Below are 26,707 nucleotides of genomic sequence, written 5' to 3' on the forward strand. Positions count from 1 at the left end.
CGCTCATCGCGCGATCGGCAACCGACTGTGGTTCCTGGCGCAGACCCGCTCGGGGAAACACGCCGGACGGATCTGGATCGGTCTGACCCTCATCGACTGCAGGGGCGGCCAGGTGGCCGTCAAGAGCATGGACGAGAGCTGCGGCCCGTGCTACTTCGACTGTCCATTGGCCTTTCTGGATCGCGCCGATCCTCCGACTGGCCCCTACGCAGGACCCTGGCGCGAGAAGGTGCGCGAGTTCCATGCCAACCGAATGGCCAAGCGAGCAGCCATTCGGCAGGGGCTGCGCGTCTCGTACGACGGGCGTACCTACGAACTGCGGCGCAGCCTGGGCCGGCGCGGTTGGGAGGTACAGCGCGAGGACGGGGTGCTCTTCCGCATGAAGGCAAGGCAGCTGCAGCAAGCGACGGCGCTACCTGCGCCAGAGGCGAGGGCGCGCGCATGAAGCAATCTCAATCTCAGACCAACGTCGAGTTCGTGGTGGATCTGATGGAGTTCAGCGCCCATGGGGCGTTGATCCAGGCCTTCGTACTGCAGGCATTGACGTACTACGCGCAGAAGGTGGCCGCAGCTGAGCCTGAGGCACTGGATACCGGAATGGTCAGCGGCCATGCCTGGCGCGGCTGCGCCCTGGAGATCCAACGAAAGCTCAAGCAGCGCCTCGATAGCTAGGCCCTTCATTCCTTCTTGGGCTCCGCGAGCCCGAGCCATCCCTTCCATCCCGCAGGCCCGGACTTCTTCTCGAGCCCAGGCAGTGGGTAGGCGAGGGCGGTGCGCTGCGGCATTGATTCTCAAAGGAGAACACCTTGGTCACCACGATCTCACGAGGTGGTCTGGCGCTGCCCGCTGCGTCGACTGCACCCGCCGAACCATTCACCTATCACTTCACCCGCATCAGCCGCAATGCGAAGACCGGGCCCATGGCGGTCACGACGACGAGCGCGAACACATGTCCTGCGAACTGTGGCCTGCGGCGCAACGGCTGCTATGCCGAGAGCGGGCCGTTGGCGATTCACTGGAAAGCCGTCTCGGAAGGCTCACGCGGCTCGACCTTCGACGAGTTGCTGCAGGAGATCGGCACACTGCGTCGTCGCGCGCTGTGGCGCCACAACCAGGCAGGAGACCTGACACCATCCTCGCCGGACGTGATCGATGCTGGGTTGCTCGTCAGGCTGGCGAGGGCGAACAGGGGGCGGCGCGGGTTCACCTACACCCACTACCCGCCCACACCAGCGAACGGCGCAGCCATTCAGCAGGCGAATCAACTTGGCTTCACGGTCAACCTGAGCGCACAGACGCTGGCTCAGGCCGACAGCTACGCCAGCCTGGGGATCGCACCCGTCGTCGTGATTCTGCCGCAGGGCACCACCAAGCCAGTGCGCACGCCAGGAGGCCGTCAGGTCGTTGTGTGCCCTGCAAGCCTGGGCAACATTGACTGCCTGAATTGCGGCATCTGTCAGCAGCGTGATCGCGCCGTCATCGTGGGCTTCCCTGCCCATGGAGTAGGGGCCAAGCGTGTGGCGGCGATCTTCCTCAAGGAGGCGCCCCGGTGAGGGACGTCGATAAGACGAGAGCCTCAAGTGCACAGTCTCAAAAGGCGGACATCTCGCTCGACGAAGAATTTCTCAGCCAGGTGGACCGCGCAATGCTTGCACGCAAGCAAGCTGATCCCTCTCGCTTGGAAGAAGTGCGGCGGGCTGTGGAGGCTGAGAGTCAGCGAGCCAACTTGACGAACGCCTACGGGATTGATCGACGAAGCGATCGTGGCCGTAAGGAAATCGGTTGAAAGACGGTCTGGGCACTCCTTCACGAAACGAATTCGTGAAGGAGTGCCCAGACCGTTAGCTACGACTTCTTTTTTAGAAGTTCTCGTATCGTCTTAGAGCGAAAGAGTCCATGACTCAGAAGGCGTTCGAAGTTGCCTGCTTGGCCAAACTGTCGCTAGCTGTGAAGGCCCAATAGGTTGTTTCGGGTGTTCACCCGGAGAAGTTTTGAGAGACTGGAAATCGCCAAACCCCCAATCCACTCAAGACCCCGAACCGGATGAACACCCATAAGAATGCCCGATTGACGTACCTGCGCCGCCTGGAGATGGTTCAAGACATCACTGAGCGTGGCGTCAGCGCATCAGATGCTGCAGCCGTGCAGGGTGTCAGCGCTGTTACTGCCCGCAAGTGGCTGGCCCGCTACCTGGCTGATGGCGCGGCAGGTTTGCTGGACAAGTCCTCTCGCCCCGAGAAGTCGCCCCGCGCCATCGAGCCTCATGTGGCCCTGGCCAAGGAAGTGGAACTGCTTCGCGGGCAAGCAATCTTTGAGACGGATCATCGTGATTAGCGACTGCTATTCCTGCTACTCGTAGCAGGAATAGCAGCTCGTCACACCCCGGCGGCCTATGGAATCACTGTTCGCCGAAAAAGAACCCAGGAGGCACCGGCCAGTGCTTCCAGCCCGTCGGGGTCGGGGCGACGGGGAATGTGTGAGGGTTGAGCAGCACCCAAGCCGTCTTCTTGATCTGGCGCACCTCGGTCTCACCGCGGCTGGCCAAGATCTCCAATGCGATTTGGCAGCGCCCCTTGTTGCGCAGCGCGGTGGGGCCGTACTGGAGGATGTGGTTGCGCGGAAGCGCCATCGGGCCGTTGCGCTGCAGACAGCGGTCCCACAGCCACTTGCCCAACACATTCGCGTCCTGGAACTCCTGTGGCTGCTGCGGCTTGTCGCCGAAAATGCGCTTGAACTCTTCGAGATACCAACGGCACACGGAGACGGCGCTGCGAACTGACTCTACTTCGATCACAGTGGTGTCCGAGACCAGGCAATGGAACAGGGCGGCCACGCGAGCGACTTTTTCCGAGTGCTTGGAAGCAGCGTCCTTCACATCGGAAAAATATCCACCCGGCCCCAGTAAGCTCTCGATCGAGTTGAAGTCGTCAATCCACGCTTGCTTGGCCTCTGCAGAGAGCTTCAGAACCGTGTCCTCCACCGATTCGGGGTTGTCGGGGCAGTTTTTTTTAAGCAACTCCGAGACGCGGCGGTTGAAGAGTTCTGTCTTCGGCCACTCTGGCTCGATTCCGCTGATCATCCGCGTTCCCTGGGTCGACGGCGGGGCCGCGGGCAAGGAACGGGCGAGAAGACCGATGTCACGGATAGTGTTCTCGTTTTTCTGCACGACCCCCATACCGACTCCAAACTGGACCATGAGGGAGATGACAAAGCGCGCATCGCGTACGACAAATGATTCGCTGCTTACGCGTTCAACGTGAACGGCATCGCCGTCCATGAGCTTGTTGAGGATGCCCAAGTTCTGCATGGTCTGCGCATTGAAGACCGTAGCACCTTCGCTCGAGAAGATGCCTCCGACGGGATGGTGCAGGTGCAGCATCTTCAGCAGCGCTTGGGGCGTCGCATCTTCCGAGACCAGCTTGTACCCCTTGGGACGAACAGGCTTCATCAGATTCAGCGCGTCGACAGCGCTTTCGAGTTCTTCCGTAGGCAGGTCTTTCTTGCGCGCGTTTTTCAGGTTGCGATCCGCAGCCTTCTTTTTCGTTTCCCAGTGGTCCATGGCCAGCATGTGCTCATGCAAACGCTTCGCAAAACGTACTTCGTGCTTGGCTTGGAAGTCACGCACAGGCTGCATGTAGGTGCGGTCGGCAGAACTTTTACGCTCGCCTGATGCGGCGAAGGTCAGCAAGTTGACGCCACAGGGAGAGCGCATGCCATTGGGACGCTCGACCAGCGTCTTGCCAACGCAGGCGGTGGAAAGAGGGGCAAGCATCGCCGCGAAAACAAGCTCCTGAGGAGCTTGAATGTTGCGCTCGCCTTCTTCGAACGCATCGAAAAAGAGCTTGGGAAGGACATAGCGCGGAAACAGCAAGGCCGAGGGAGGTAGCGACAGTTCGATGTCACGCAGTTTCATATCTGAATTTCAAAAAAGAGGAGGAAAGGACGCGCGGCAAGGCGTGACCAGTCCCTGCCTGCGCTTCTGACGCAGGCAGAGGCAATCGCCGTGCCCATCCGGGTGACGATTTCTGATCAAGACCCAAGCAGTAGCGTGGCCGTCGTGGTGACTGCTGGAGAAGGGACTGGCCTACTGCCCAGGGTTGGTAAACAACTGCTGAACAGCATCCGCAGGCCAACGCAGCTTTCCGCGAGGGAGCTTGCTGGGGCGAATGCCGAAGTAGGAGTCAGTCTGCGAAAAACGCTTGCGGACGCGTGTGCGCTTGGACATGTCACGGCGAGTGAATTGGCGCGGACGGGGCGCACCATGCGGCTGGCTCACTTTTCGCTCCCTTCTTCGAGCTGAATTTCTGTCGCCTGGGGCGTCAGCTGAACCCCTCCGCAGATGGGGCAGCGGATGCCTTCCTGGCTGTCGTTGCGCTGAGCACGCGCTTCGTCAAGCAGCTTCTTGAACTTCACCGGGTGCAGCTTGATGCCATCGCGCTCAAGCGCTTCCATGATGGCGCGCTGCGTCACGCCGCGAGCGAGGGCTTGTTCGATGTTGGGATGCAACGCCGAGAACTTGGCGGCGATGGTGCGTTCGGCCGTGGGCTGGAGCGCGTCGATCGAGGTCATCAGCGTATCGATGCCTTGGATCTCGATGGTGGTAGTCATGTGGCTCATTGCTGGCTCTCCTCGATCAGCGTGGCGATCGAATCGGCCGGCCACAGCAGGCGGCGGTTCGGCAGGCGCAGCGGCTTGACGCCGAAATACGAGCCGTGATTGCTCAGGCGCTTGCGGACAGTTTGCGCATCGACCAGATGCTGCGCGGCGAACTGGTCGGTGGTGAAGCGGAAGTGATCCGCTGGAGGAGGCTGCTTGCGAATATCGAGTGCCATGATGGCTCCTTCTGAACGGTTGAAGAAAAACTTCGCGCCGGGTAGGAGTCACGTGGTCAGCGTCGTATTGCGTGGTTCATCGTGGCTCCATCCAGATGCGTGGAGCCAGTGTCAATTTAAGAACTGCGGGACACGTCCTTATAAGCGTTCGTGAACGGTCGTGATCGTTCATGAGCGGTCAGTGTCATCTGATGGAACCGCTTCGGGTAGGAGATGCGTCTCGTTGCGGTTGAGCCACTGTTGAAGGGCGGTTAAGGTAAAAGGCTCCCAAGGACGCTTCGATCCTCCGGGGATCTCGATTGTGTTGGTGCCTTTGAGTCTGAGCGCTGGGAACCGCCCGCTTCCGGCCATCTCGAGCAACTCCCCCCAAACAAGTAGGGGCCGCCAAGGCCCAGTCGAGGCTGTTCTGTCGAGCGCCTCGGCGATCTCACTAGCGATGGGCGATCTGATCTTGCGATCCTCAACCAACTCCACCATGCGTTTGGAAAAAAAGCCCGGCCTCAGGAGGGCATCATGTGGCAACTGAGCCTCAACGACCAAAGGGGGTCTATTTCGTTCCACGGCGGCATGCTGTTCCAGTTCGAGGAGGCGAGCCACCACGTTTTGCTGCACCGGAGTCGCATTTTCGAATCCTGCGAGGACGAGGAAGTGATCTAGAAACACCGGTCGACGTAGCGAGCCCCTGTATTCTTCTTCGCACCAAATTAGGAAGGAGATTGGCTCTTCCTCCGTTGGTACTTCGGAACTGCAGCCATCCTCGTCCTCGTGACATTCGGACCAATCCTTCATCACGGAGCGAGCGCTTTGCAGCTGACTGGGCCGGGCGGGAGAGATGGGATCCGACAGTTGACAAGCTTCGTCTGGGACACTGATAGCCGGCGGCACAGGTTGCACTCCGCTGATCAACATTGCACCGGTCGCGACGGTCCACTTTGGAAGCTTCAAGAAACCGGTGAACGTTGCGTTAAGGCTGTCCAGCTTCTTTAGCTCTTGTATCGTGAAGCTTGTTGATTTCATGGTCATTCGGTGTCTGGGGTGCGTGCCTGGCGGTGAATTCGACGCCGGCCTCGGTCAAAATCCAAGCTTCAATCTGGTCATGCCACTTGCGCAGCAGGTCCAGTGGCCGGCGGCGGTAGTGCTTCTCGGCGATCGCGCTGGGCTTGTGCCCCTGGATCTGCGCAATGGCACCGGCCGGCGCCTCGCACCATTCGGACAATGTGCCGAACGATCGGCGCAGGCCGTGCAGCGTGACGTGCGGCAAGTCGGCCTGTTCGAGCGCCTTGGTGTGGGCACTGCGCGGCTCGGCGAGCCTACCATCTGCTGAGGTCGGGCTTGGAAAAACCCAGGGTGACGGGCTCCAGGTGCGGCCTTGTGCTTCGAGGCGTCTGATTTGTCGCCGAGTCGGCGGTACTTCGTTCAGCCGCTTGAGTTTGAGCAGCAGGCTGGACAGATAAGGGGGAGAGGGATGGTCCGCCCTCCCGTTCCTTCCACTTTGTCGTTGAGCGTCAGGCTGCGCCAGCGGAAATCCACGTCTTCTCAGCGCAGCGCCGCCAACTCTTCGCGCCGGGCGCCAGTGAGGAGCAGGCCTTGTAGGTACGCGCTGATGACCGGGTTGGGTAGTTCGCGCACGCTGGTGAACCAGGAGGCCAACTGTTCGCGCTGCAGGCAGTCGCCCTCTTTGGCTTTCACGCGCGGCACGGCGTCCTTCACGCTGCGCGTTTGGTAACTGTCGGCGGGAATGAGCCCCTTGTAGGCCGGCGTGTCCTTGGCCCAGCGAATGAAGCCTCGCAGCAGTCGAAACGACAGGGCGGTCATCGTCGGGCGGGTGGCGGTCTCGGCCGTGAGCCATTGCGCGAGGCGGGCTCCCGTGAGGTCCGGTAGCCGCAGCGGGCGCAGCGCAGCCAGCGGACCAGCCTGGGTGAGGCCCTGTCTCCGCTTCCTGGCCACCCCGCCTTCCGAGGCGTGCTGGACGTGGTCGCTGTAGTGACGTTCGCTCCAAAACGTCTTGCGCTCCTGGATGTAGGCGTCCCACGCCTGACCAAAGAGCACATCCTGGCGTGCGGCCTCTTCTCGGCGGGCCTCCAAGGCCTGGCGCTGCTCGGCCTTCACCTCCCTGGGGTCCTTGCCCTCATTCACGAGCATCTTGAGGCGGCTAGCTTCCGTGCGCGCGCGGCCCAGTTCCCAGGCGCGTGCATCGCCGATCGTGACGCGCAGCGTCTTGCCGAACAGGCGGGACTCGAAGACGTAGGCGTGCGCACCGGCCACGGTGACCCGCAAGCCGAACCCGGGGGTCTTGGCGTCCCAATGGATGGTCTGTTGTTTGCCGGGCTCGCAGGGTAGGTTCTCTACCCGTGCAGCGGTCAGAGTCAGTTTGGTCGTCATAGATGCCTACATGGTGCCGTGTAGGCACCATGTAGGCAGGTTAGAGCAATTTTGGGCAACACCGATCTATGCAAAGAATTTTCGATAGCGATGTAAGTTATTGATTTAAAAAGAAATCACCTCCTGTATCACCATCGATCAACACAAAAGCATGTCGACTTGTTCAGATTGAAAATCCGCGTGTCGGTGGTTCGATTCCGCCCCAGGCCACCAAATTCAGTCAAAAAGCCCGACCTTCCGAGGTTGGGCTTTTTGCATTCTGGCGCCGTGTTTGGGGAATCGCGTTCGCGCTATCCGGCCCGATCCCCGTTGATGTCGTCATGCCCGCGGCGCCTGCGTTCGGCCCGCGCCTTCGCCAGCGTGGCCTGGCTCTGCTTGGCCGCCGCCTCGCAGCGCGCGTGCAGCGCGATCAGTTCCTTGTCCGTGAGCTTCTCGATGCCGATGAAGTCGTCCTCCGCGTCGGAGGTGCGGATCAGTTCGTCGAGCTTGGTCTGCAGGGCGACGCTGTCGCGGTTCTGCGTGTTCTGGATCAGGAACACCATGAGGAAAGTGACGATGGTGGTGCCCGTGTTGATCACCAGCTGCCACGTTTCCGAAAAGCCGAAGAACGGCCCCGCGACCGCCCAGGCCACGACGACGATCACGCAGACCAGGAAGGCCGCCGGGCTGCCCGTCCAGCGTGCGACGGTGTTGGCGAAGGAATCAAAGAGTCGCTCCATGCGCGTGTCCTCCAGTCGGGGCGATGCTGCCGCGGCGGTGCGCGCGAGCGCGTCAGCCGAGGCCCGCCTCGCATGGCATCGCAATTCCCCTGAGGCTGTCGGCGCATGGCGGTACGCGGCTGTGGCCTCGGACACGGCTTACACGCGTCGTCGGGTCGAGACGACAGGGCGCTTGCCGCACCGTGTCGACCATGAAGGCTCATTGCAGTCTTTCTTTCTCAACCCGGCCCTCGCTTCGGCGACCGGCCTTCAAGGAGCAACCACCCATGGCCAACGATATCCAGGCAACCACCGCGGACGCGGTGTCCAACGATCAGGTGATCGACGTTCTGAACGACCTTCTGGAGAACACGCGCGACGGCGAGTACGGCTTTCGCGCCTGCGCGAAGGAAGTCGACTCGGCGCAACTGAAGCCGGTGTTCGAAAGCCGCGCCTCGCAATGCGCCAGCGCGGCATCCGAACTCGTCGCACTCATCCGCCAACTCGGCGGCAAACCCGACGACGGCGGCACGGTCAGCGGTGCGATGCATCGCGGCTGGGTGCATGTGAAGGGCGCGGTCGGCGCGAACAGCGCGCTGTCGATGCTCGAGGAATGCGAGCGCGGCGAAGACGCGGCACTCGCGCGTTACCGCAAGGCCCTCAAGGCCGACCTGCCGGCCGAGGTGCGCATGCTGGTGCAGCGCCAGGCCGACGGTGCGCAAGCCAACCACGATCAGATCAAGGGCCTGCGCGATCAATTCCGCAGCGCCAAGGGCTGACCGGCCGGCACCCTCGGGATGCCATTCACCATGACCGGTGACAGCCGCGCGCCCGCCATGCCCCGTGCGCCGTCTGCGACGGAAGTTGCGGACGGCGTCGGCGAGCGCCTTCTCACCTTCAGCTATCTCGGCTGGTGGTTTTCGTGCGCCGCGCAGCGAGTGGACGATCAGACCTTCAGGCCCGTGGTCTTCTGTCGCGCCTATGGGGGCAGCGACGTCGAAGGCGCGGAGCAGCGCTTGCCGCCCGACACGGACAACGTCGCGTACGGCAGCGAGGCCGAGGCGCTGCGCCACGCCGAGCAGCAAGCGATTCGCTGGGCGCATGACCGCACGGGCGACGGCCAGGGCCGGTTCTGATCACGCAGCTCGGATGAGCGCGATCGTCGCGTCGTCCCGCGCGCCATTGAAGTACTGCGCCAACACGTCGCCGAACACGGGGGCTTCAGGCGCCACGATCTCGAACAGCGTCATGCAGGAGCGCAGCTTGAGATCGTCCGGCGAGCCGAAGACCTGGTGCGCATCGCTGCCGGGCAGGGCGCGCACCAACTCCGCGCAGTGGCGCAGTCGCTCACCGAGCACAGCGTGCTGCCAGTACGCCGTCGCCTCGGCGGTACCGTCGAGGCCGAAGAACTGCGCGGTCGCACTGCGGCCCAGTGCCTTCAGTTGAGGAAACACGAACCACATCCAGTGCGTGCGCTTGCGTCCCGCCGCGAGTTCCGCGCAGACCTGGGCGAAGACGGGCTCTTGCGCCGCCACGAAGCGTTCGAGGTGCCAGTCGATGGTCATGTGTTCACGCGCCCGGTGTGGTTGCAGTTGCCCGATCATGCTGCAACCGCGGCGGCAACCGAGGGTCGAGCCAGTCCATGCGCCACGCCAGCAGCAGCACCGCGCCGACCACGCAGGTGACGGCCAGCGCGCCCGCGAGGCCGTGCCGCTGGCGGTACGGATCGGGCGCGATGCGCTGGGCACCCGGTGGCACGCGCGCCGTCTGCGACAGCATGCCGCCCAGGCGCACGTTGACCTTCATGCGGCCATTGATGGCCCATCCGCTCGCATCGAGGATCGGACCCAGGCTGCGCTGGCGCAGCTTCAGCCACGCGATCAGCATGCTCGGTCCCGAGATCGCGATCACGATGCCGACGAGCGCCACCGGTATCCATTGCCCCAGGTCGACGAACTTGCCGAAGATGCCGACCAGCACCGCACTGATGCTGCCCAGCGCCACGCCGATGGCGGCCACGGTGCCGACGTCGATGCGGCTGGCGGTGGGAAGGATCGGTCCCGGCTTGGCCGGCGTCTTCGTTGACGAGGCCGCTGCGTCGGTCGGTTGGTCGGCGGTGGCGACGCGTCCGGCCAGCGTCTGCAACGCGCTCTGCGAGCCGGCCTCGCTGGCCGCCGCGCGTTTCGCCACCTGCTCCTCGATCAGCCGCACGAACTTCTTGTACGGCGCGAAGAAGGCCTGCGCCACGCTCGTGGGGTTCTCGATCAGCTTGGTGACGGTGGCGTCCCAGTCGCGGCCCTGGCGGTCGTAGAACACGCCATTGCGCCCGGCAAAAAGGAAGTCGACGTCGCCGGCCGTGAACGCGGCGACGATGCTCATCTTCTCTCCCTGGCGCGTGCAGTCGCAGTACGCGAGGCAGGTCTTCGCCAGGCCGGCCAGCGCGGCGTGCCGCGCGGTGTCCTGCACCTGCACCGTGAGCTCGCAGCTGCGCCCGTCGAGGTAGAGCGTGCCCGCCTGGAAGATCGCGCCCTCGCGCCGGTAGAACGCCCTGAACGACACGAAGTTGTGCAACAGCACGCGCAGGTCGCGCTGCAGCCGCAGCAGCTTTTCGAGGTCGGTCAGCAACCGGTTGTGGTGCTCGGCGGCCTCGTCTTCGGCAATGAGTGCGAGCAACGCGTCGCGTGTCGCGAGCAGGGCATCGATGCGTTCACGCGGCAGGCCCGCGAGCGCGTTGTCAGGGCGCGCGGCGATCCACGCGTCGCAAGGCGCGAGCCGCTCGCGCAGCACTTGCCACTGGGCTTCTTCGAGCGTGTCGCGTTCGCCGAGCAACGGCACCACCGCGTCGCGCGCGAACGCGGCCATGGCCTCGGCCCAGGCGGGATTGAGGCTCGCACCGCCCAGCGGCAATGCGCGATGGGGCGTCACCGGCGCCAGCGGCAACTCGGCCACCGGCTGCACGCTCGCATCGAAGGTGTGTCCCGCGAGTGCGTCGTAGGCTTCGGGCGAGGGGTTGAGTGCCACCACCGCCTGCACGTCGTAGGCGGCCACGCGGCAGCGCGCGAAGAAGTCGTCGACCTTGGCCGCGACCGCGCGCAGGGCCTCGGCCGCGGCCAGCGTGCGTGCGCCCAGCGGGAGCAGCGCCTCTGCGTCGCCCTGCGCATGCCAGTCGCGGACCGCTTGCGCTTCGGCCATGAAGGCCTCGGCACGTGCGCGATCGAGGCCGGGCGTCTGCTCGTGCCGGTCGGGCGTGCTGCCGTGGGTGCGCATCGCTTTCTCGATGGTGGCGTGCAGCGCGTCGTCGGTGCCGGCCGTGGCCGGCGTGACCACACCGTCGCCGTTGAAGCGCATCGCGGCCAGCCATTCGCCGCGGTCGGCAATGTCGGCGAGGGTCAGCGTGTGCGTGTCCTGCTTGCCGAGCAGGTCGAGGATGCGCCGGCCTTCCTTCGCGAGGTCGGCGCCCGGCGCGCGCGTGTCGTCGAGGTCGTCCAGCGACAGCGTGCCGCCGCCCGCGAGCAGCACGTCGGCGCTGCGCAGCCGCTCGCAGGCCCACCGGCAGGCCGCGATGACTTCGGGCGGTCGCACGCGGCCGTCGCCGTCGGTGTCGATGAGGTCGAGCGTGCGCGCATCGAAGTCGATGCCGCGCGTGGGGCAGGCGAGTGCGACCCACAGTTTCTGGTCGAGCTCGGCGATGCGTGCGATGTCCTCGCCGCTGCGGAACACCACCTGGTCCACGCCGCCCGCACGGATGAACTGCCAGCGGTGCGGCGTCGGGCCTGGCGTGTGGGTGCCGGGAAGGCCGGCGGGAACGGGGGCGGTGGCGGTCGTCAACGGGCTGATGTCCTTGGGGTGGTTGTGTGGGGTCGGGAGGAAACGGCGTGGGCTGCATGCGTCGTGCACGGCGCGGCGCCTTCCATTCGTGGGCGTCAGCCTAGATCGCGCGACGGGGCGGTCGTGAGGACAGACGGCGCGCAGCGATGTCGGTCGACGCCGACATTGCGCCCGGCGACCGCGGCATCCCACCCACGGCGAGGAGGGTCAATGTTGGGGGATTGAGCGGTTGCGCCGCACCGACTTATCCTCCGGTCGCCATGGCCGCCACACGCATCGATCTCGATCTGCCCGACGGGTGGAGTTGCTGGCTCGAACTGCAGCAATCCGCCGAAGGCGCCTGTTCGGGCAAGGCGGAACTTCGCGAGGGCAACGAGCCGCGGTGCGTGCTGGTGATTGCGCAGCAGCCGACGCGCGAGGCCGTGATCGAGCGATTGAAGTTTCGCGCCGACTACTTCGTCGGGGAGTGGCGCATGCGGCAGCGCGAAGGTGGGGCACCGCGGTCCTGAGCCTTTGGGTCTTGCGATCTTCTGCGCGGACCTCGGACTCGCAAGAAGTCGCCCCCCAAAAAGAAAAAGCGACCGTCTGAAGCGGTCGCTTTTCTTTGGATGCGCGAGGGTGCCGTCGCACCCCGGATCTCACATGCGATACGACGGCGCCGGCGAGGACACAGGTACCAGCTGGTAGCCCTGCCCGTAGACCGCGCGCAGCACGTACCCGTTTTCGCGCTGCAGCGACAGCTTTTCTGGAGAGATTTTTTGCCGTCGCTAGTTCACATGCACACTAGTTCAGTGCATTTTCGCCGTTGGCGCGACATGTCAGTGTGATGCGGTGGGCGCCAACGGTTCGACGGGCAGCGCCCGCTTGTGGGCGCTCTTGCGATGCGTCGAAAGAATCACCGCGCGCGCTGCAGCCGACACCGGCTTGCCTTCGAGGAAATCGTCGATCTGCTCGTAGCTCACGCCAAAGGCGTCTTCGTCGGGCTTGCCCGGCACCAGCGACTCCAGGTCGGCCGTGGGCACCTTGTAGACCAGCGCATCGGGCGCGCCCAGCAGCTGCGCCACCGCGCGCACGCGGCGCTTGTTGAGGCCGGTGAGCGGCGTGATGTCGGCCGCGCCGTCGCCGAACTTGGTGAAGAAACCCATGAGCGCTTCGGCCGCGTGGTCGGTGCCGATCACGAGGCCGTCGTGCGCGCCGGCCACCGCGAACTGCGCAATCATGCGCTGGCGCGCCTTGATGTTGCCGAGCACGAAGTCCTCGTGCGCCGCATCGCGAAACGCCTGCCCGCCCGCGCGCAGCGCGGCCAGCATCGCATCGGCGGCGGGGCGGATGTCCACCGTCAGCAGGCGGTCGGGGCGGATCACCGCCAGCCCGGCCTGCGCCTCGGCCTCGTCGCGCTGCACGCCGTAGGGCAGGCGCATCGCGATGAAGGTGGCGTCGCGGCCTTCGGCGCGCAGCTTCTCGACCGCGCGCTGCGCGAGGCAGCCGGCGGTCAGCGAATCGACGCCGCCGCTGATGCCCAGCACCAGCGTCTTCAGGCCGGTGCTGCGCAGGTAGTCGGCGAGGAAGTCGGTGCGCCGCGCGAGTTCGGCGGCGGCATCGAAGACGGGCGCCACGTGCAGGGCCGCGATGATCTCGCGCTGCGTGGCATCGACGGGGGAGAGGTCTGCACTCATCTGTGGGGCCTGGAAGTGAGGAAGATCAGAAATCGACAAGACTGAGGCCGATGCTCAGCACGGTGCGCTTGCGGTTGTAGTCCACCAGCGTGTCGCCATAGCCATGGAACAGCTGCGTGTGGAAGCGCAGGTTGCTCTTGGTCGGGTCGCCGATGGCCTTCAGCCATTCGAGGCGCACCGAACCGCGGCCGCTGTCGCGCAGGTTGTTGCGCACCGTGATGCCCAGCTGGTTGTCGCGGTTGAGGTTCCAGCGGCCCGTGACTTCGGCGCGGCCGATGTAGTCGGCGATGTCGGGGTTGTCGTCCTTCGCGGCGCTTTCGGACATGCGCTGCCAGACGCGGCCCGTGACGGTGAAGCGGTCGTCGAGCTCGGCGCCGCCCATCAGGTACACGCGGTTCCAGCTGCGCGACAGCGGCAGGCTCTGGCCGTTCGACTGGTGCACGATGCCCACGCCCGCATAGCGCCAGCGCCAGCCGCCGGGCAGCTTGAAGTCGGTCGGGTAGACATACATCAGCTCGGGTTCGTGGTCGGTGGTGCGGAAGGGCCGCGAGATCGCGCCGTTGAACAGCTGCCAGGTCGACTGCTGCGAGTACGCGAACCACAGCGAGTCCTTCTTGATCGGGTCGTTCTGCGTGAGCATGCCCTGCGCGAGCTTGGTGCGCACCGACAGGCCGATGCGCATTTCATTCGCCTGGTAGGCCACGGGCTCGGCCGTGTGGCCGGCCGACGGCGAGGTCGGCGGCTGGGGCTTGTCGGTGGCGGCCGAGGCCGACACCGTGAGCGGGCGGTAGCCGCGGAAGCCGAAGGTGCCGCAGTCGGTGGCGTTCTCGAGTTCCCAGAAGCGCGACAGCGTCGAGTACTGGCGGTCGCGGCAGCCTTCGGTGGTCGCGACCGAGACCACGCGCGTGGCCGGGATCGTGCCGTCCACCGGCGGCTGCGTGCTCGCGAGCACCGGCGGTGCCACGGGCACCGACACCGAGGGCAGTGTCTGTTGTTGCGACCAGCGGTCGTAGCAGGCCAGGCGCGCTTCGTTGTTCGCGCCGAGCGCGGCGCATTGCTGCCAGGTGAGTTGCGCGTCGGCCAGCGGGCTGGCGGGCTTGTCGACGGCTTGTGCTTGTGCGACAGATGCGGCGCCGAGGCATGCGGCCACGGCGGCCACGGTGCGCAGCGTGAACAGAGAAGCAGGGTGTCGTCGTGTCGTCTTCATGGCTTTCCTTCCTGTGCGACGGTTTTGCGCAGCACGAACGGGTGCGTGCGCTCGGTCGCGGCGTCGCGCCACGTGCCGCGGAACTCGCGGCCGCAGGCGCCGGGCTGCAGCGTGCCCGACCAGACGCCGCTGATGGCGCGGCCGTCCAGCGATTCGTCGATGGACAGCGCGCCCTCGTCGTCGACATCGCCCGCGAGCTGCGCGACGGTGGTTTTCGTGGCGGCACTGTCGGCGCGGCGCGTGATGGTGCCGCGCACGCCGGCGTATTCGGGGTGCTTGCCCAGCTGCACGACGGCCGTGCCGGGCAGGTCGTCGAAGCGGGCGTCCCACTGGCCGTACAGCGCCTGCAGCGGCAGCTCGCGCGCGTCGGCGGGGCAGTTGGGGTCGCGGGGCGTTGCGCAACCGGCCGCGAGGGCGGCGGCAAGCAGCGCGACTGCGACCGTCGCCGTCGTCCTCATGGCGTGGCAGCGGCCTTGGCCGCGCTGTCCAGCGCCTTGCGTGCGAACTCGGCGCGCAGCGCCTTCAGTTTCTCGCGCGGGTCTTCCTTGGTCGTGGCCTTGTCCAGGCCCATCTCGGCGATGAAGCGGCTGGGCATGCAGGGCACCATGTCGCGGCCCTGCTTGCGCTTCTTGGTCCAGCTCACGGCCAGGCTGCGCTGCGCGCGTGTGATGCCCACGTACATGAGGCGGCGCTCTTCCTGCAGGCGCTGCGTGGTCTCGTCGCTCACCACCTTCTGGCGGCCGTTGTCGTCATCGAGCTTGAAGGGCAGCAGGCCCTCGGTCACGCCGATGAGCATCACGTGCGGCCACTCCAGGCCCTTGGACGCATGCAGCGTCGAGAGCGTGACCACGTTCTGGTCCTGCTCGCGCTCGCTGATGGTCGACAGCAGCGAGATGGTCTGCGCCACTTCGAGCAGGCTCTTGTGCTCGTTCGGGTTCGTGTCGTCGGCACCTGATGCGTCGTCGAGCGAACCGCCGGCGCGTTGCGACATCCAGTCGACGAACTCCAGCACGTTGGTCCAGCGCGTGGCGGCCGCGGCCTCGCTGTCTTCGCCTTCGTACAGATGGCGCTCGTAGTCGATCTCCTTGAGCCACTCGAGCATGAAGGCGCGCGAGGCTTCGGCGCCCATGGTGCGGCGTGCGCGGTATTCCAGGTCGTTGATGTAGCGGCCGAACTCGTGCACGCCGTCGAGCGTGCGCTTGGGGATCACGCTCGGCAGCGACGGGCTGAACAGCGCCGCGAACAGGCTCAGCTTGTACTGGCTCGCGAAGCTGCCCAGGCTGGCCAGCGTGGTGTGGCCGATGCCGCGCTTGGGCGTGGTGATGGCGCGCAGGAACGCCGGGTCGTCGTCGTTGTTGACCCACAGGCGGAACCAGCCGCACAGGTCCTTGATCTCGGCGCGGTCGAAGAAGCTCTGGCCGCCCGACACCTTGTAGGGAATCTGTGCCTTGCGCAGCGCCTGTTCGAAGATGCGCGCCTGGTGGTTGGCGCGGTACAGGATCGCGAAGTCGCGGAACTCCTTGTACTGCTTGCCCTGCGACACCGTGTCGCCCGCGCGCAGGCTGATGATGCGCGCCACCGTGCGCTCGGCCTCGTGCAGCTCGGTGTCGGCATCGACGATGCGCACCGGCTCGCCTTCGCCGAGTTCGGAGAACAGCGTCTTCGGAAACAGCTTGGGGTTGGGGCCGATCACGTTGTTGGCCGCGCGAAGAATGGCGCTGGTGGAGCGGTAGTTCTGCTCCAGCTTGATGACCTTGAGCGTCGGGTAGTCGACCGGCAGCTTCTTCAGGTTGTCCAGCGTGGCGCCGCGCCAGCCGTAGATCGACTGGTCGTCGTCGCCCACCGCCGTGAACTGGCCACGCTCGCCGGCCAGCGCCTTGAGCACTTCGTACTGCGTGGCGTTGGTGTCCTGGTATTCGTCGACCAGGATGTGGCCCAGCATGGCCTGCCACTTGGCGCGCACTTCGGGGAACTCGTACAGCAGCTTCAGCGGCATGCCGATGAGGTCGTCGAAGTCCACGCTCTGGTAGGCCTGCAGCCGCTCTTCGTACTGGACCATGATCTCGGCCGTGATGCGCTCGTTGTCGTCCACCGCGGCGGCCGCGGCCTGCGCAGCGTTCAGGCCCATGTTCTTCCACTTGCTGATCGTCCACTGCCAGATGCGGGCGGTGGCGATGTCGACGGTGCCGCCGCAGTCTTTCAGGATCTTGGTGACGTCGTCGGCGTCCAGGATGCTGAAGGCCTTCTTCAGGCCCAGCACGTGGCCGTCTTCTCGCATCATGCGCACGCCCAGTGCGTGGAAGGTGCACACCACCACCTTGCGCGCGTCGCGCCCGATCAGGTCCTTGGCGCGCTCGCGCATTTCGGCGGCCGCCTTGTTCGTGAAGGTGATGGCCGCGATGCGCTCGGGCTTCAGGCCCGACTGGATCAGCCGGCCGATCTTGTGCGTGATCACGCGCGTCTTGCCCGAGCCCGCACCTGCGAGCACCAGACAGGGACCGTGCATGTAGTTGACCGCTTCTTGCTGGGCGAGATTGAGACCGTGGGACATGGGGGAGGGGGAACCGGGAAAACGGGAACGCGAAAAAGGCAGGAGGGGCCGCAGGGCGCGGCCGTCGCAAAGCGGGCAATGATACGGGCCCGGCTGCGGCCGTCCGTGTCAGCGGGCATCGCGCGACGAAGGAGGACGACAATGCCGGCGTGCTGCCTGTTTTCCTTGTTACTTTTCCTTTCTTCGCCCTGATCGCGGCCGGTTACGCCGCCGCCCGCACCCGCATCCTGCCGCTGGATGCGATCCCGGGGCTCAACACCTTCGTGCTGTATTTCGCGCTGCCCTGCATGCTGCTGCGCTTCGGCGCCGGCACGCCCATCGCGCAGCTGCTGGACGGCAGCGTTGCACTGATTTGGGGCATCTGCGCGCTGGCCGTGGTGGCGGGCGTGGTGCTGTTCACGCGCAATGTGCGTATCGGCTGGAACGACGCGGCCTTCGGCGCGCTGGTAGCGGCCTTTCCGAACACCGGTTTCATGGGCGTTCCGCTGCTGGTGGCGCTGCTGGGCGCGCAGGCCGCCGGGCCGATCATCATCACCATCGCGTTCGACCTGGTCGTGACCTCGTCGCTGTGCATCGCGCTGTCGCGGCTCGACGGTGCCGGCAGCGCGGGCCGGCACGGCGCCACGCTGGCCGCGCGCAAGGCGCTGCGCGGCATCCTCGTGAACCCGATGCCGTGGTCGATCCTGCTGGGCGTGCTGCTGTCGGCGGTGCGCTGGCAGTTGCCCGGGCCGGTCGAGCGCACCATCGCCATGCTGGCCGACGCGGCCTCGCCCGTGGCGCTCTTCACCATCGGCGCGGTGCTGGCGCGTTCGGCGCTGCTGGCGCGCGAGCACGGTGCCAGCGCCATGGTCGCTGGCGGCGATGGGCACCGGCGCCGGGCCCGCGCCGAAGGCCCCGCTGGCCGACGTGCTGCCCGTGGTGCTGGTGAAGCTGGTGCTGCATCCGCTGGCGGTCTGGGCGCTGGGGCGCGGTGCCATCGCGCTGGGGCTGCCGCTCGCACCGTCGGCGCTGGCCGTGATCGTGCTGGTCGCGGCGCTGCCGAGCGCGAGCAACGTGTCGATGCTGGCCGAGCGCTTCGGCGCCGACAACGGCCGCATCGCACGCATCATCCTGTGGACGACGGTGGCGGCGTTCTTCACCTTTCCGGTGGCGGTCGGCGCGCTGCGCTGACCGGGGGCGTCACTCGGTCAGCACGCCCAGCTTGTACGGATCGGCGTCGGAGAGCCGCTCGCACTTCGAGAAGTCGCGGCCCTGCGTGCCGTCGCAGTAGTAGGTGTTGTAGATGCGGCCGAACAGCGTCGGGCTGGCCGTGAAGAGCACGCCGTGGTCCGGCTGCCAGTTGTCCTTGGGGGCGGGCGCGGTGGCTTCCATCGGGCGGGCCGCGTCGGTGGTGCCGGGGGCGGGCGTGAAATCGGCCAGCGTCTTGCGGGCTTCCTCGCCGCGCCAGCGCACCGCCAGCTCGGCCGCCGTGGGGCGGGTCGCCACCGGCACCAGGATGCCGTTGACCTGCAAGCCGTGCCCGAAGCGGTGCGTCTTGCCGGCCAGGAAGGCGTAGGCGCAGGCCGCCATGCAATGGCCGCGCACCTCGGTCTGCACGCCGCTCTCGCGGATCGCGTCGGCGTACGCGCCGGCCGCTTCGGCGGTGCCGCCGAACGAGTCTTCGAAGACCACGGTGCGCACCGTGCCGCTGCCCAGGAGTTCGGTGAAGGCCTTGACCTTGCTGCCGTCGAGCGTGCCCGACACCACCAGCCGCCGACCCTGCAGTTCGAGTTCCGCCGCGCCCGCGGACCCTGCAGCGGCAAGGTACGAAAGCGACACGGCGACAGCCACAGCAACCCCAGCCAGAAGAGACGACGATTTCACGGCGACCTTTGCATCAAGCGAGCGGGCACGAAACACCGCGGACCCAGCGATGGAACCGCACAGGCACAGCTTGTGCAAGGGCGGGGGTACCGTCAACTCTTTTTGCAGATTATTTCGGGGTAATCCCAGGGCATGTCTAAAGGCATACCGTGCGTTATCTCTTCAGATGAATGCTTGCGTATGCAGTTGCACTGCTACAGTGGTTCCGAGTCCAAGGTGTGAAGGGTCCAAGTGGGGCGCGCGATGGCAATACTGGTTCGCATCCTGATGTGGTTGGCCTGGCTCGCTGCGGTGGGCTGGTTCTGGCATGCCGGCACGATCGGCACGGGCGCCGCGCTCGCGCTGGCCGCGCTGAGCCTCGTCGTGTTCGCCTGGCCGAACAGCATTGCGCGGCGACGGCACAACGAGCTGCGCTACGTCGACATGGGCAAGGAGCCCACCGGCTACCACTGACGACCGGCGCGGCGCGTTCGTGCAGCGCCTAGGACTTTGGTCCAATGCGCAACGACGCAGAGCTTCCTAGGATGGCGGCGCCTTACCGCCCTCCAGGAATCTCGCCGTGCCTCTTTTCTCCCCACGTTTTCGTTTCGCCCGTCTTCTGCTGCTGGCCGTTCCGATGGCCGTGCTCGTCGCCTGCGGCGGCGGGGGGGACGGCGGCTCTGGCGTCGGCTTCCTGCCGAACAGCGGCACGGGCACCACGCCCCCCGTCACCACCACCCCACCCACGACGCCGCCCGACGTGCCCGACGACGGCGATGCCCTGCGCAACGCGCCCTGGGTCGAGGGCGTGTTCCGGACCGCGAGCCTCTACAAGGACCGCTGCGCGGCGCCGCGCACCGGCACCGACTACGACGGCAAGCCCTTCGCCGACAAGACCGGCCGCACGCTCGACGAGAACAACTGGCTGCGCGCGTGGGTCAACGACACCTATCTCTGGTACGACGAGGTCCCGGACCTGGACCCCGCGCGCTACGCCACGGCCGACTATTTCGACCTGCTCAAGACCCACGCCGTGACGCCTTCGGGCAGGGACAAGGACCAGTTCCATTTCACCTACACCACCGAGGAGTGGAATGCGCTCTCGGGCGCCGGCTCGTCCGTCGGATACGGCGCGCAGTGGGCTTTCTTTGCCCTCTCCCCGCCGCGCGATCTGCGCGTGGCGTACGTGGAGCCCGGCTCTCCCGCGGCCACGACGGGCGCCGGCCTGCCGCGCGGCGCCCAGGTGCTCCAGGTCAACGGCATCGATCTGGTGAACAACGACACACAGGCAGGCATCGATGCCCTCAATGCAGCGATCTTTTCGCCCGTGTCGGGGACACCCACGCGCTTCACCGTTCTCGATGCGGGTAGCCGGACCCCGCGCGACATCACGCTGACGGCGGCGCCGGTGGTCTCGACCCCCGTCCAGAACGTCAAGACGCTCCCGAACGAGGGCCGCACGGTCGGCTACCTGCAATTCAACGACCACATCGGCACGGCGGAACTGCAACTGAAGGCCGCCATGGAGTGGCTGCGCGCGCAGCGGGCCACCGAGCTGGTCGTCGACCTGCGCTACAACGGCGGCGGCTATCTGGACCTGGCCAGCCAACTGGGCTTCATGGTCGCCGGCGAGACGCAGACGCGTGGCAAGACCTTCGAGACCGTGCGGTTCAACAACAAGCACACCGAGCGCGATCCGGTGACTGGCGACACGCTCGCGCCCACGCCGTTCTGGGCCACCACCCTGGGCTTTCTTTCTCCCATCGACCCGCCCCTTCCGCTGCCCAGCCTCGACCTGCGACGCGTCTACGTGCTCACGGGCCCCGACACCTGCTCGGCCAGCGAGGCGTTCATCAACGGCCTGCGCGGCATCGACATCGACGTGATCCAGATCGGCGACACCACCTGCGGCAAGCCCTACGGCTTCTATCCCGAGGACAACTGCGGCACCACCTATTTCAGCGTGCAGTTCCAGGGCGTGAATGCCAAGGGCTTCGGCGACTACCCGGACGGCATCGCGCCCACCTGCTTCGTGCCCGACGATTTCGGCCATGCACTTGGCGATCAGGACGAGGCGCGTCTGGCCGCCGCGCTCGCGCATCAGCGCACTGGCCACTGCCCCGCCGTACCCGCCGGGCGCTTCGCCAAGCGTGCCGTCGCCGGCCCTGCCGCGCCCTTGCTGCACAAGCCCGAAGGCCTGCGCAACCGCATCCTGCGTCCGCGCTGAAGCAGGCGCAGGCGCACGCGCCGCTCAGATGCTGTGCGGGTCCACGTCCACCAGCCAGCGGATCACGCCCTTGCCTTCGGGCGTGCGCCGCAGTTCGTGCAGCAGCGGCTGCCAGGCGGCCAGCAGGCGCTGCAGCGCGGCGCGTGAGGGGCTTTCGATGAGCATCTGCGCGCGCTCCACGTTCGCCACGCGCTGGATCGCCAGCGGCACGGCCGGGTAGCGCGTGACCAGGTCGGCGCCGGGCAGCGCCTCGGCCTGGTCGGCCGCGAGGTTCAGGAAGCCCTGCGCCACCGCCTGCTCGCGCGCGTCGGCGCGCACCAGCGCCTGGAACGCGAACGGCGGCATGGCGGCGGCCTGGCGTTCCTCCAACTGCTGCTTGGCGAAGGCTTCGTAGTCGTGCCGGCGCAGCGCCGCGAACAGCGGGTGCGGCGCGTGGTGCGTCTGGATCCACATCTCGGCCTTAGCGCCTTGCGCCGCGAGGTAGGCGGCGTCGCGGCCCGCGCGGCCGGCCGACTGCATCAAGAGGCTGAACAAGCGCTCGGGCGCGCGGAAGTCGCTGGAGAACAGCGCACCGTCGGGGTTCACGGCGGCCACCAGCGTGATGCGGCGGAAGTCGTGGCCCTTGGCGATCATCTGCGTGCCCACGAGCACGTCGACCTCGCCCGCATGCACGGCGGCGAGTTGCGATTCGAGCGCGCCCTGCTTCTTGGTGCTGTCGGCGTCGATGCGCGCGATGCGCACCGCGCTGCCGTCCGCATGCTTCACGCCCGCGAACAGCTCGGCCAGGTGCTCCTCGAGCCGCTCGGTGCCGCGGCCCACGGGCGCGATGTCGGGGTTGCCGCAGGCCGGGCAGGCGCGCGGCACGCGCTCGGTGAAGCCGCAGTGGTGGCAGCGCAGCGTGCGGTCGATCTTGTGGAACACGCGGTAGGCGCTGCAGTGCGGGCATTCGCTCTTCCAGCCGCAGTCGCCGCAGGCCAGCACCGGCGCATAGCCGCGCCGGTTCAGGAAGATCATGCTCTGCTCGCCGCGCGCGATGCGCTGGCCGATGGCGTCGAGCAGCGCGCCCGAGATCACCGTCTTCGGCGGCTGCAGGTTCATGTCCACCAGCCGCACGGCTGGCAGCGCGCCCGCGCCGATGCGCGAAGGCATGGCCAGCCGCACATAGCGCCCGCCCGGGTCGTCGCCCTCGGGCGGCCGGCTCTGGTGCCAGCTCTCGAGCGAGGGCGTGGCCGAGCCCAGGATCACCTTGGCCTTTTCGCGCTGGCCGCGCCACACGGCGAGGTCGCGCGCCGAGTAGCGCGCACCTTCCTGCTGCTTGTAGCTCGGGTCGTGCTCCTCGTCGACCACGATGAGCTTCAGCCCCGGGATCGACGCGAACACCGCCATGCGCGTGCCCAGCACGATGCGCGCGGCGCCGCTGTGCGCCGCCAGCCAGCTCGCCAGCCGCTGGGGGTTCGTCATGCCGCTGTGCAGCGACACCACGGCCTCGTCGCCGAAGCGCGCCTTGAAGCGGGCCTCGAGCTGCGGCGTGAGGTTGATCTCGGGCACCATCACCAGCGCCTGCGCCTCGGGGTCGCGCGCCAGCAGGTCGGCCACGCAGCGCAGGTAGACCTCGGTCTTGCCGCTGCCGGTGCTGCCTACCAGCAAAAAGGTGCCGGTGCCGGCCTCGATGCGGGCCAGCGCGGCCGACTGTTCGTCGGAGAGCGCGATCAGGTTCGCGGATTCGGCCGTCTCGGCCACCGGGCCGGCCGTGGTCTTGCGCTTGAGCCGGCGCGCCAGTTGGGTCGTGCTCAGGTCGCGCAGCTGCGGCGGCAGGGCGGCCAGCGCGATCTCGCCGATCGAGCGCTGGTAGTAGCGCCCGGCAAACGCCACCAGGTCGCGCCAGGCCTCGCCCAGCGGCGCGAGCGCGTCGAGCGCGGCGCCCACGGGCTTGAGCGCCATGTCGGGCTCGGCGCCCTCCAGCGAGGTCGGCTCGTTCCAGACCACGCCCAGCACCTCGCGCTTGCCCAGCGGCACCCGCACCAGCGTGCCCGGCACCAGCGGTTCGGCGCCAGCGTAGCTCAGCAGGTCACCCAGCGCGGCATGCGCGGGCGTCTGCACCGCGATGTCGAGTCGCCAGGGGCAGGAGACGTTTGTGGCGGATGTGACCGTCGGCGCGCCGGCTTCGGGCGGCGATTCGGTGGAGGGGCTGGGCGTCCTTTTTGGCAAGGTTTGTTAATGCGTTTTGGAGCAAGACCGCTTAAGTTGTTGATTTCACAGCGCTTTGGCGGTCATCCAGAGTTTCTGTGGATAACTTTGTTGACAAGACGGCTGGATAGTCGCCGAAGCCTTGATTTTCAAGGCTTCCGCTGGAATGCCTGTAAAAAAAGCAAAAATCAAAACCTATATAAATCAACCACTTAGCGTCGCTATTGGTTTAGGAGCAGAACCAACGGCCCCTCAGATAATCTTGCGCAGTGCAACACGCGTTTTGTGCATAAGTCGGGCGTCCGGGGCCGTTTTAGGGCTTGACAAACGCCGGACGACTGGCTTTCAGGGGGGCGCTGAGTCTGCCAACCGGGCGGTCGGCAGTTCACATTTGTCAGCTCAAGCGCGCAGCGCGCGCGACTGGTCGTGCACCGCCTGGACCAGCGCCGCGACGTGGTCGGGCGGCGTGAACTGGCTGATGCCGTGGCCCAGGTTGAAGATGTGCGTCGGGCCTGCCGTGGTGCGGTCGGTGTGGGGCTTGCCGAAGGCCTGCAGCACCTTGCCGACCTCGGCCTCGATGGCCGCGGGCGGGGCGAACAGCACGTTCGGGTCGATGTTGCCCTGGATCGCCTTGGCCTTGTCCTCGGTGCCTTCGGCCACGAGGCGGCGCGCGGCGGCCAGGTTCACGGTCCAGTCGACGCCGAGCACTTCGCAGTCGAGCGCGCGCATGGCGCCCAGCCACAGGCCGCCGCCCTTGGTGAAGACGATGCGCGGCACCGGCTGGCCGTCGGGGCCGTGGCGCTTCAGGCCGGCGAGCACGCGCGCGGTGTAGGCCAGGCTGAATTCGTGGAACGCGCCGTCGGCGAGCACGCCGCCCCAGCTGTCGAAGATCATCACGGCCTGCGCGCCGGCGTCGATCTGCGCATTGAGGTACGCGGCCACCGAGTCGGCATTGACCGCGAGGATGCGGTGCATCAGGTCGGGGCGGCCGTACAGCATGCTTTTCACGAGGCGGTAGTCGCTCGAGCCCGCACCTTCGACCATGTAGCAGGCCAGCGTCCACGGGCTGCCCGAGAAGCCGATCAGCGGCACGCGGCCGTTCAGCGCCTTGCGGATCGAGCCCACGGCGTCGAACACGTAGCGCAGCTTGTCCAGGTCGGGCACTTCGAGCGCGGCCACGGCCGCTTCGTCGCGCACCGGGCGCGCAAAGCGCGGGCCTTCGCCGGCCTCGAACGACAGGCCCAGGCCCATCGCGTCGGGCACCGTGAGGATGTCTGAGAACAGGATGGCGGCGTCGAGCGGGTAGCGCGCCAGCGGCTGCAGCGTGACCTCGGTGGCGTAGTCGGTGTTGGTGGCCAGCCCCATGAAGCTGCCGGCCTTGGCGCGCGTGGCAACGTATTCAGGGAGGTAGCGGCCGGCCTGGCGCATGAGCCAGACGGGCGTGTGATCGGTGGCCTGGCGCCAGCAGGCCCGCAGGAAGGTGTCGTTTTGCAAAGGGGCGAAAGGCATGGCCCGATTGTCGCAGGGCCCCCCGCGTTCGCCGTCAGTTGACCCACAGCGCACTTTGCGTTGCATCAACCCGCCCCGATGCGCCAGGGCGCGCGCCAGCCGCGAGCATCCGTTCCCGACAACAACTTCAGTCTGGAACGGACATGGCGCAGCAGGTTTTCGATGTGGTGGTGGTGGGCGCCGGCTCGGCCGGCTGCGTGCTGGCGCACCGGCTGGTGCGCGCCGGGCGCCGCGTGCTGCTGCTGGAGGCGGGCCCGCCCGACGACGACCGCTTCATCCACATGCCCGCCACCTTCGTGCGCGTGATCGGCACCGAGCGCACCTGGGCCTACGAGAGCGAGCCGCAGCCCGCCGCCGCCGGCCGCCGGATGTTCGTGCCGCAGGGCCGCACGCTGGGCGGCGGCAGCTCGGTCAACGCCATGGTCTACGTGCGCGGCACGCCCGCCGACTACGACGGCTGGGAGGCGCAGGGCTGCGAAGGCTGGGGCTGGCGCGACGTGCTGCCGTGGTTCCGCAAGGCCGAGGGCAACGCGCGCTTCGCCTGCGAGCTGCACGGCACGAACGGGCCGCTGAAGGTGAGCGACACGCGCTTTCGCCATCCGCTGAGCCTGGCCTTCCTGCGCGCCGCGCAGCAAAGCGGCCTGGCCTACAACGACGACTTCAACGGCGCCGCTCAGGCCGGCGTCGGCTTCTACCAGACCACCACCTTCGAAGGCCGGCGCGCGAGCACCGCCGCCACCTACCTCGCGGCCGTGCGCGACGACCCGAAGCTCACCGTGGTGACGGGCGCGCACGTGCTGCGCGTGCTCACGCAGGACGGCGCGGCCACCGGCGTGGTCTACCGCACGGGCCGCAACGGCAGCGGCGAAGAGGTGGTCGCCACCGCGCGCGACGAAGTGATCCTCTCGGCCGGCGCGCTCGCCTCGCCCAAGCTGCTGCTGCTCTCGGGCATCGGCCCCGGCGCGCAGCTGCAGGCGCTGGGCCTGCCGGTGGTGAAAGACCTGCCCGGCGTGGGCGAGAACTTCCAGGACCACCTGGAGGTGTCGGTCTACGGCCGCACGCGCGAGCCCGTGAGCCTGCTGGGCAACGACCGCGGCCTGGCGGCGCTGAAGCACGGCCTGCAATGGATGATGTTCGGCTCCGGCCTGCTCACCTCGAACGTGGTCGAGAGCGGCGGCTTCGTCGACACCACCGGCGAAGGCCGGCCCGACCTGCAGTTCCATGTGCTGCCCGTGCTCGTGGGCGACGTCGACCGCGAACCGCTGGCCGGCCACGGCCTGTCGATCAACCCCTGCTTCCTGCGCCCGCAGTCGCGCGGGCGCGTGGCGCTGCGCAGCACCGATCCGATGGCGCCGATCCTGTTCGACGGCGGCTACCTGCAGGCGCAGGCCGACGTCGACACGCTGGTGCGCGGCGTGAAGCTGGCGCGCCGCATCCTGCGCGCGCCGGCGCTGCGCGAGGTGGTGTCCGAAGAGCTGGCGCCGTCAGCCGCCGACGACATGTCCGACGAGGCCCTCGAGGCCTACGTGCGTGAGCGCGCCAAGACCGTCTACCACCCGAGCGGCACCTGCCGAATGGGCCGCGACGCCATGGCCGTGGTCGATGCGCGCATGCGCGTGCACGGCGTGGCCAGGCTGCGCGTGTGCGACGCCTCGGTGATGCCTTCGCTCGTCAGCGGCAACACCAACGCGCCGACCGTGATGCTGGCCGAGCGCTGCGCGGACTTCGCGCTGTCAGGCAACTGAGATTGCACGGTCGGTCAATAGCC

Annotated in this window: 22 protein-coding genes and 4 pseudogenes; 11 read left to right on the plus strand and 15 right to left on the minus strand. The window is 67.0% G+C overall.

Going from position 1 to position 26,707, the window contains the following annotated elements; all coding sequences use genetic code 11:
• From VBO01S_RS32685 to VBO01S_RS31860, 4 genes and pseudogenes are all read left to right on the plus strand, one after another.
• A partial coding sequence (locus tag VBO01S_RS32685; RefSeq protein WP_062476151.1) for a hypothetical protein occupies window positions 1-445 on the plus strand: 445 nt, incomplete at its 5' end.
• The gene (locus VBO01S_RS15925) at window positions 442-672 is read left to right on the plus strand and encodes a hypothetical protein (RefSeq protein ID WP_062476153.1); all 231 of its coding nucleotides are present in this window, start codon (window positions 442-444) and stop codon (window positions 670-672) included. The genes VBO01S_RS32685 and VBO01S_RS15925, both read left to right, overlap by 4 nt.
• Before the next feature lie 134 nt (window positions 673-806).
• Window positions 807-1,553, plus strand: a complete 747-nt coding sequence (locus VBO01S_RS15930) for a DUF7227 family protein (RefSeq protein WP_255221128.1) — start codon at window positions 807-809, stop codon at window positions 1,551-1,553.
• 490 nt (window positions 1,554-2,043) lie between these two features.
• A pseudogene (locus VBO01S_RS31860) lies at window positions 2,044-2,274 on the plus strand (leucine zipper domain-containing protein); the annotation flags it as partial.
• A gap of 124 nt (window positions 2,275-2,398) precedes the next feature.
• Here the strand turns inward: VBO01S_RS31860 and VBO01S_RS15940 are convergent.
• The 6 genes and pseudogenes from VBO01S_RS15940 to VBO01S_RS15960 form a co-directional block, all read right to left on the minus strand.
• Window positions 2,399-3,913, minus strand: coding sequence for a YfjI family protein (locus tag VBO01S_RS15940; RefSeq protein ID WP_062476163.1), 1,515 nt, complete (start codon window positions 3,911-3,913; stop codon window positions 2,399-2,401).
• Window positions 3,914-4,272: 359 nt separating this feature from the next.
• Window positions 4,273-4,608, minus strand: coding sequence for a hypothetical protein (locus VBO01S_RS15945; protein WP_218005401.1), 336 nt, complete (start codon window positions 4,606-4,608; stop codon window positions 4,273-4,275).
• Between the two features lie 5 nt (window positions 4,609-4,613).
• The gene (locus VBO01S_RS15950) at window positions 4,614-4,832 is read right to left on the minus strand and encodes a hypothetical protein (RefSeq protein ID WP_062476169.1); all 219 of its coding nucleotides are present in this window, start codon (window positions 4,830-4,832) and stop codon (window positions 4,614-4,616) included.
• 168 nt (window positions 4,833-5,000) lie between these two features.
• On the minus strand, window positions 5,001-5,855 hold the full coding sequence (locus VBO01S_RS32410) for a hypothetical protein (protein WP_157627376.1): 855 nt from the start codon (window positions 5,853-5,855) through the stop codon (window positions 5,001-5,003).
• Window positions 5,797-7,214 (minus strand): annotated as a pseudogene (locus VBO01S_RS15955) (tyrosine-type recombinase/integrase). Before VBO01S_RS15955 ends, VBO01S_RS32410 begins: the two are co-directional and overlap by 59 nt.
• 290 nt (window positions 7,215-7,504) lie before the next feature.
• Window positions 7,505-7,933, minus strand: a complete 429-nt coding sequence (locus tag VBO01S_RS15960; protein WP_062476172.1) for a low affinity iron permease family protein — start codon at window positions 7,931-7,933, stop codon at window positions 7,505-7,507.
• Between the two features lie 266 nt (window positions 7,934-8,199).
• Here VBO01S_RS15960 and VBO01S_RS15965 point away from each other — a divergent pair, with 266 nt between their 5' ends.
• Window positions 8,200-8,691: a ferritin-like domain-containing protein gene (locus VBO01S_RS15965; RefSeq protein WP_062476175.1), complete on the plus strand. Its 492-nt coding sequence runs from the start codon at window positions 8,200-8,202 to the stop codon at window positions 8,689-8,691.
• 30 nt (window positions 8,692-8,721) lie between these two features.
• On the plus strand, window positions 8,722-9,048 hold the full coding sequence (locus VBO01S_RS15970) for a hypothetical protein (RefSeq protein WP_255221129.1): 327 nt from the start codon (window positions 8,722-8,724) through the stop codon (window positions 9,046-9,048).
• Here the strand turns inward: VBO01S_RS15970 and VBO01S_RS15975 are convergent, their stop codons facing one another.
• Both VBO01S_RS15975 and VBO01S_RS15980 read right to left on the minus strand, forming a co-directional pair.
• Window positions 9,049-9,477 carry a DUF1810 domain-containing protein gene (locus VBO01S_RS15975; RefSeq protein WP_062476178.1) on the minus strand — a complete coding sequence of 143 codons (429 nt, stop codon included), beginning with the start codon at window positions 9,475-9,477 and terminating at the stop codon, window positions 9,049-9,051.
• A gap of 4 nt (window positions 9,478-9,481) precedes the next feature.
• A complete protein-coding gene (locus tag VBO01S_RS15980) occupies window positions 9,482-11,740 on the minus strand; it encodes a hypothetical protein (RefSeq protein ID WP_062476181.1) in 2,259 nt (752 codons plus the stop codon).
• 146 nt (window positions 11,741-11,886) lie between these two features.
• Between VBO01S_RS15980 and VBO01S_RS15985 the strand changes: the two genes are divergently transcribed.
• Window positions 11,887-12,249: a hypothetical protein gene (locus VBO01S_RS15985; RefSeq protein WP_218005402.1), complete on the plus strand. Its 363-nt coding sequence runs from the start codon at window positions 11,887-11,889 to the stop codon at window positions 12,247-12,249.
• Window positions 12,250-12,558: 309 nt separating this feature from the next.
• On the opposite strand, the gene nadE is transcribed toward VBO01S_RS15985, so the two are convergent.
• The 4 genes from nadE to VBO01S_RS16005 are packed head-to-tail and all read right to left on the minus strand — an operon-like array spanning window position 12,559 to window position 17,174.
• Entirely contained in the window at window positions 12,559-13,416 is an 858-nt protein-coding gene (gene nadE / locus VBO01S_RS15990) for an NAD(+) synthase (RefSeq protein WP_062476187.1), read from the minus strand.
• Window positions 13,417-13,441: 25 nt separating this feature from the next.
• Window positions 13,442-14,623, minus strand: coding sequence for a phospholipase A (locus VBO01S_RS15995; protein WP_062476190.1), 1,182 nt, complete (start codon window positions 14,621-14,623; stop codon window positions 13,442-13,444).
• A complete protein-coding gene (locus VBO01S_RS16000) occupies window positions 14,620-15,081 on the minus strand; it encodes a hypothetical protein (protein WP_062476193.1) in 462 nt (153 codons plus the stop codon). The genes VBO01S_RS15995 and VBO01S_RS16000 overlap by 4 nt, the downstream gene beginning before the upstream one ends.
• A complete protein-coding gene (locus VBO01S_RS16005; protein ID WP_062476196.1) occupies window positions 15,078-17,174 on the minus strand; it encodes an ATP-dependent helicase in 2,097 nt (698 codons plus the stop codon). The genes VBO01S_RS16000 and VBO01S_RS16005 overlap by 4 nt, the downstream gene beginning before the upstream one ends.
• Window positions 17,175-17,323: 149 nt before the next feature.
• Between VBO01S_RS16005 and VBO01S_RS16010 the strand changes: the two are divergent.
• Window positions 17,324-18,344: pseudogene (locus VBO01S_RS16010) on the plus strand (AEC family transporter).
• Between the two features lie 9 nt (window positions 18,345-18,353).
• Here the strand turns inward: VBO01S_RS16010 and VBO01S_RS16015 are convergent.
• Entirely contained in the window at window positions 18,354-18,992 is a 639-nt protein-coding gene (locus VBO01S_RS16015; RefSeq protein ID WP_062476259.1) for a hypothetical protein, read from the minus strand.
• Window positions 18,993-19,280: 288 nt separating this feature from the next.
• Between VBO01S_RS16015 and VBO01S_RS16020 the strand changes: the two genes are divergently transcribed.
• Together VBO01S_RS16020 and VBO01S_RS16025 are read left to right on the plus strand one after the other, a co-directional pair.
• Window positions 19,281-19,490 carry a hypothetical protein gene (locus VBO01S_RS16020; protein ID WP_062476199.1) on the plus strand — a complete coding sequence of 70 codons (210 nt, stop codon included), beginning with the start codon at window positions 19,281-19,283 and terminating at the stop codon, window positions 19,488-19,490.
• Window positions 19,491-19,653: 163 nt separating this feature from the next.
• A complete protein-coding gene (locus VBO01S_RS16025) occupies window positions 19,654-21,243 on the plus strand; it encodes a S41 family peptidase (protein ID WP_062476202.1) in 1,590 nt (529 codons plus the stop codon).
• 24 nt (window positions 21,244-21,267) lie between these two features.
• On the opposite strand, the gene priA is transcribed toward VBO01S_RS16025, so the two are convergent.
• A complete protein-coding gene (gene priA / locus VBO01S_RS16030; RefSeq protein WP_455755310.1) occupies window positions 21,268-23,349 on the minus strand; it encodes a replication restart helicase PriA in 2,082 nt (693 codons plus the stop codon).
• Window positions 23,350-23,829: 480 nt separating this feature from the next.
• Window positions 23,830-24,939: a uroporphyrinogen decarboxylase gene (hemE, locus tag VBO01S_RS16035; RefSeq protein ID WP_062476208.1), complete on the minus strand. Its 1,110-nt coding sequence runs from the start codon at window positions 24,937-24,939 to the stop codon at window positions 23,830-23,832.
• A 143-nt stretch (window positions 24,940-25,082) separates the two neighbouring features.
• Between hemE and VBO01S_RS16040 the strand changes: the two are divergent.
• Window positions 25,083-26,675 (plus strand): annotated as a pseudogene (locus tag VBO01S_RS16040) (GMC family oxidoreductase); the annotation flags it as partial.
• Between the last annotated feature and the right edge of the window lie 32 nt (window positions 26,676-26,707).

This window comes from Variovorax boronicumulans NBRC 103145, assembly GCF_001591345.1.
Classification (GTDB): domain Bacteria; phylum Pseudomonadota; class Gammaproteobacteria; order Burkholderiales; family Burkholderiaceae_C; genus Variovorax; species Variovorax boronicumulans.

What these genes read in the sequence shown, in the direction of transcription:
- VBO01S_RS15925 (WP_062476153.1), top strand. Translation starts at nt 442, where the DNA reads ATGAAGCAATCTCAATCTCAGACCAACGTCGAGTTCGTGGTGGATCTG.
- VBO01S_RS15940 (WP_062476163.1), bottom strand. Translation starts at nt 3,913, where the DNA reads ATGAAACTGCGTGACATCGAACTGTCGCTACCTCCCTCGGCCTTGCTG.
- VBO01S_RS15945 (WP_218005401.1), bottom strand. Translation starts at nt 4,608, where the DNA reads ATGACTACCACCATCGAGATCCAAGGCATCGATACGCTGATGACCTCG.
- VBO01S_RS15950 (WP_062476169.1), bottom strand. Translation starts at nt 4,832, where the DNA reads ATGGCACTCGATATTCGCAAGCAGCCTCCTCCAGCGGATCACTTCCGC.
- VBO01S_RS32410 (WP_157627376.1), bottom strand. Translation starts at nt 5,855, where the DNA reads ATGACCATGAAATCAACAAGCTTCACGATACAAGAGCTAAAGAAGCTG.
- VBO01S_RS15960 (WP_062476172.1), bottom strand. Translation starts at nt 7,933, where the DNA reads ATGGAGCGACTCTTTGATTCCTTCGCCAACACCGTCGCACGCTGGACG.
- VBO01S_RS15965 (WP_062476175.1), top strand. Translation starts at nt 8,200, where the DNA reads ATGGCCAACGATATCCAGGCAACCACCGCGGACGCGGTGTCCAACGAT.
- VBO01S_RS15970 (WP_255221129.1), top strand. Translation starts at nt 8,722, where the DNA reads ATGACCGGTGACAGCCGCGCGCCCGCCATGCCCCGTGCGCCGTCTGCG.
- VBO01S_RS15975 (WP_062476178.1), bottom strand. Translation starts at nt 9,477, where the DNA reads ATGACCATCGACTGGCACCTCGAACGCTTCGTGGCGGCGCAAGAGCCC.
- VBO01S_RS15985 (WP_218005402.1), top strand. Translation starts at nt 11,887, where the DNA reads ATGTCGGTCGACGCCGACATTGCGCCCGGCGACCGCGGCATCCCACCC.
- nadE (WP_062476187.1), bottom strand. Translation starts at nt 13,416, where the DNA reads ATGAGTGCAGACCTCTCCCCCGTCGATGCCACGCAGCGCGAGATCATC.
- VBO01S_RS15995 (WP_062476190.1), bottom strand. Translation starts at nt 14,623, where the DNA reads ATGAAGACGACACGACGACACCCTGCTTCTCTGTTCACGCTGCGCACC.
- VBO01S_RS16000 (WP_062476193.1), bottom strand. Translation starts at nt 15,081, where the DNA reads ATGAGGACGACGGCGACGGTCGCAGTCGCGCTGCTTGCCGCCGCCCTC.
- VBO01S_RS16005 (WP_062476196.1), bottom strand. Translation starts at nt 17,174, where the DNA reads ATGTCCCACGGTCTCAATCTCGCCCAGCAAGAAGCGGTCAACTACATG.
- VBO01S_RS16020 (WP_062476199.1), top strand. Translation starts at nt 19,281, where the DNA reads ATGGCAATACTGGTTCGCATCCTGATGTGGTTGGCCTGGCTCGCTGCG.
- VBO01S_RS16025 (WP_062476202.1), top strand. Translation starts at nt 19,654, where the DNA reads ATGGCCGTGCTCGTCGCCTGCGGCGGCGGGGGGGACGGCGGCTCTGGC.
- hemE (WP_062476208.1), bottom strand. Translation starts at nt 24,939, where the DNA reads ATGCCTTTCGCCCCTTTGCAAAACGACACCTTCCTGCGGGCCTGCTGG.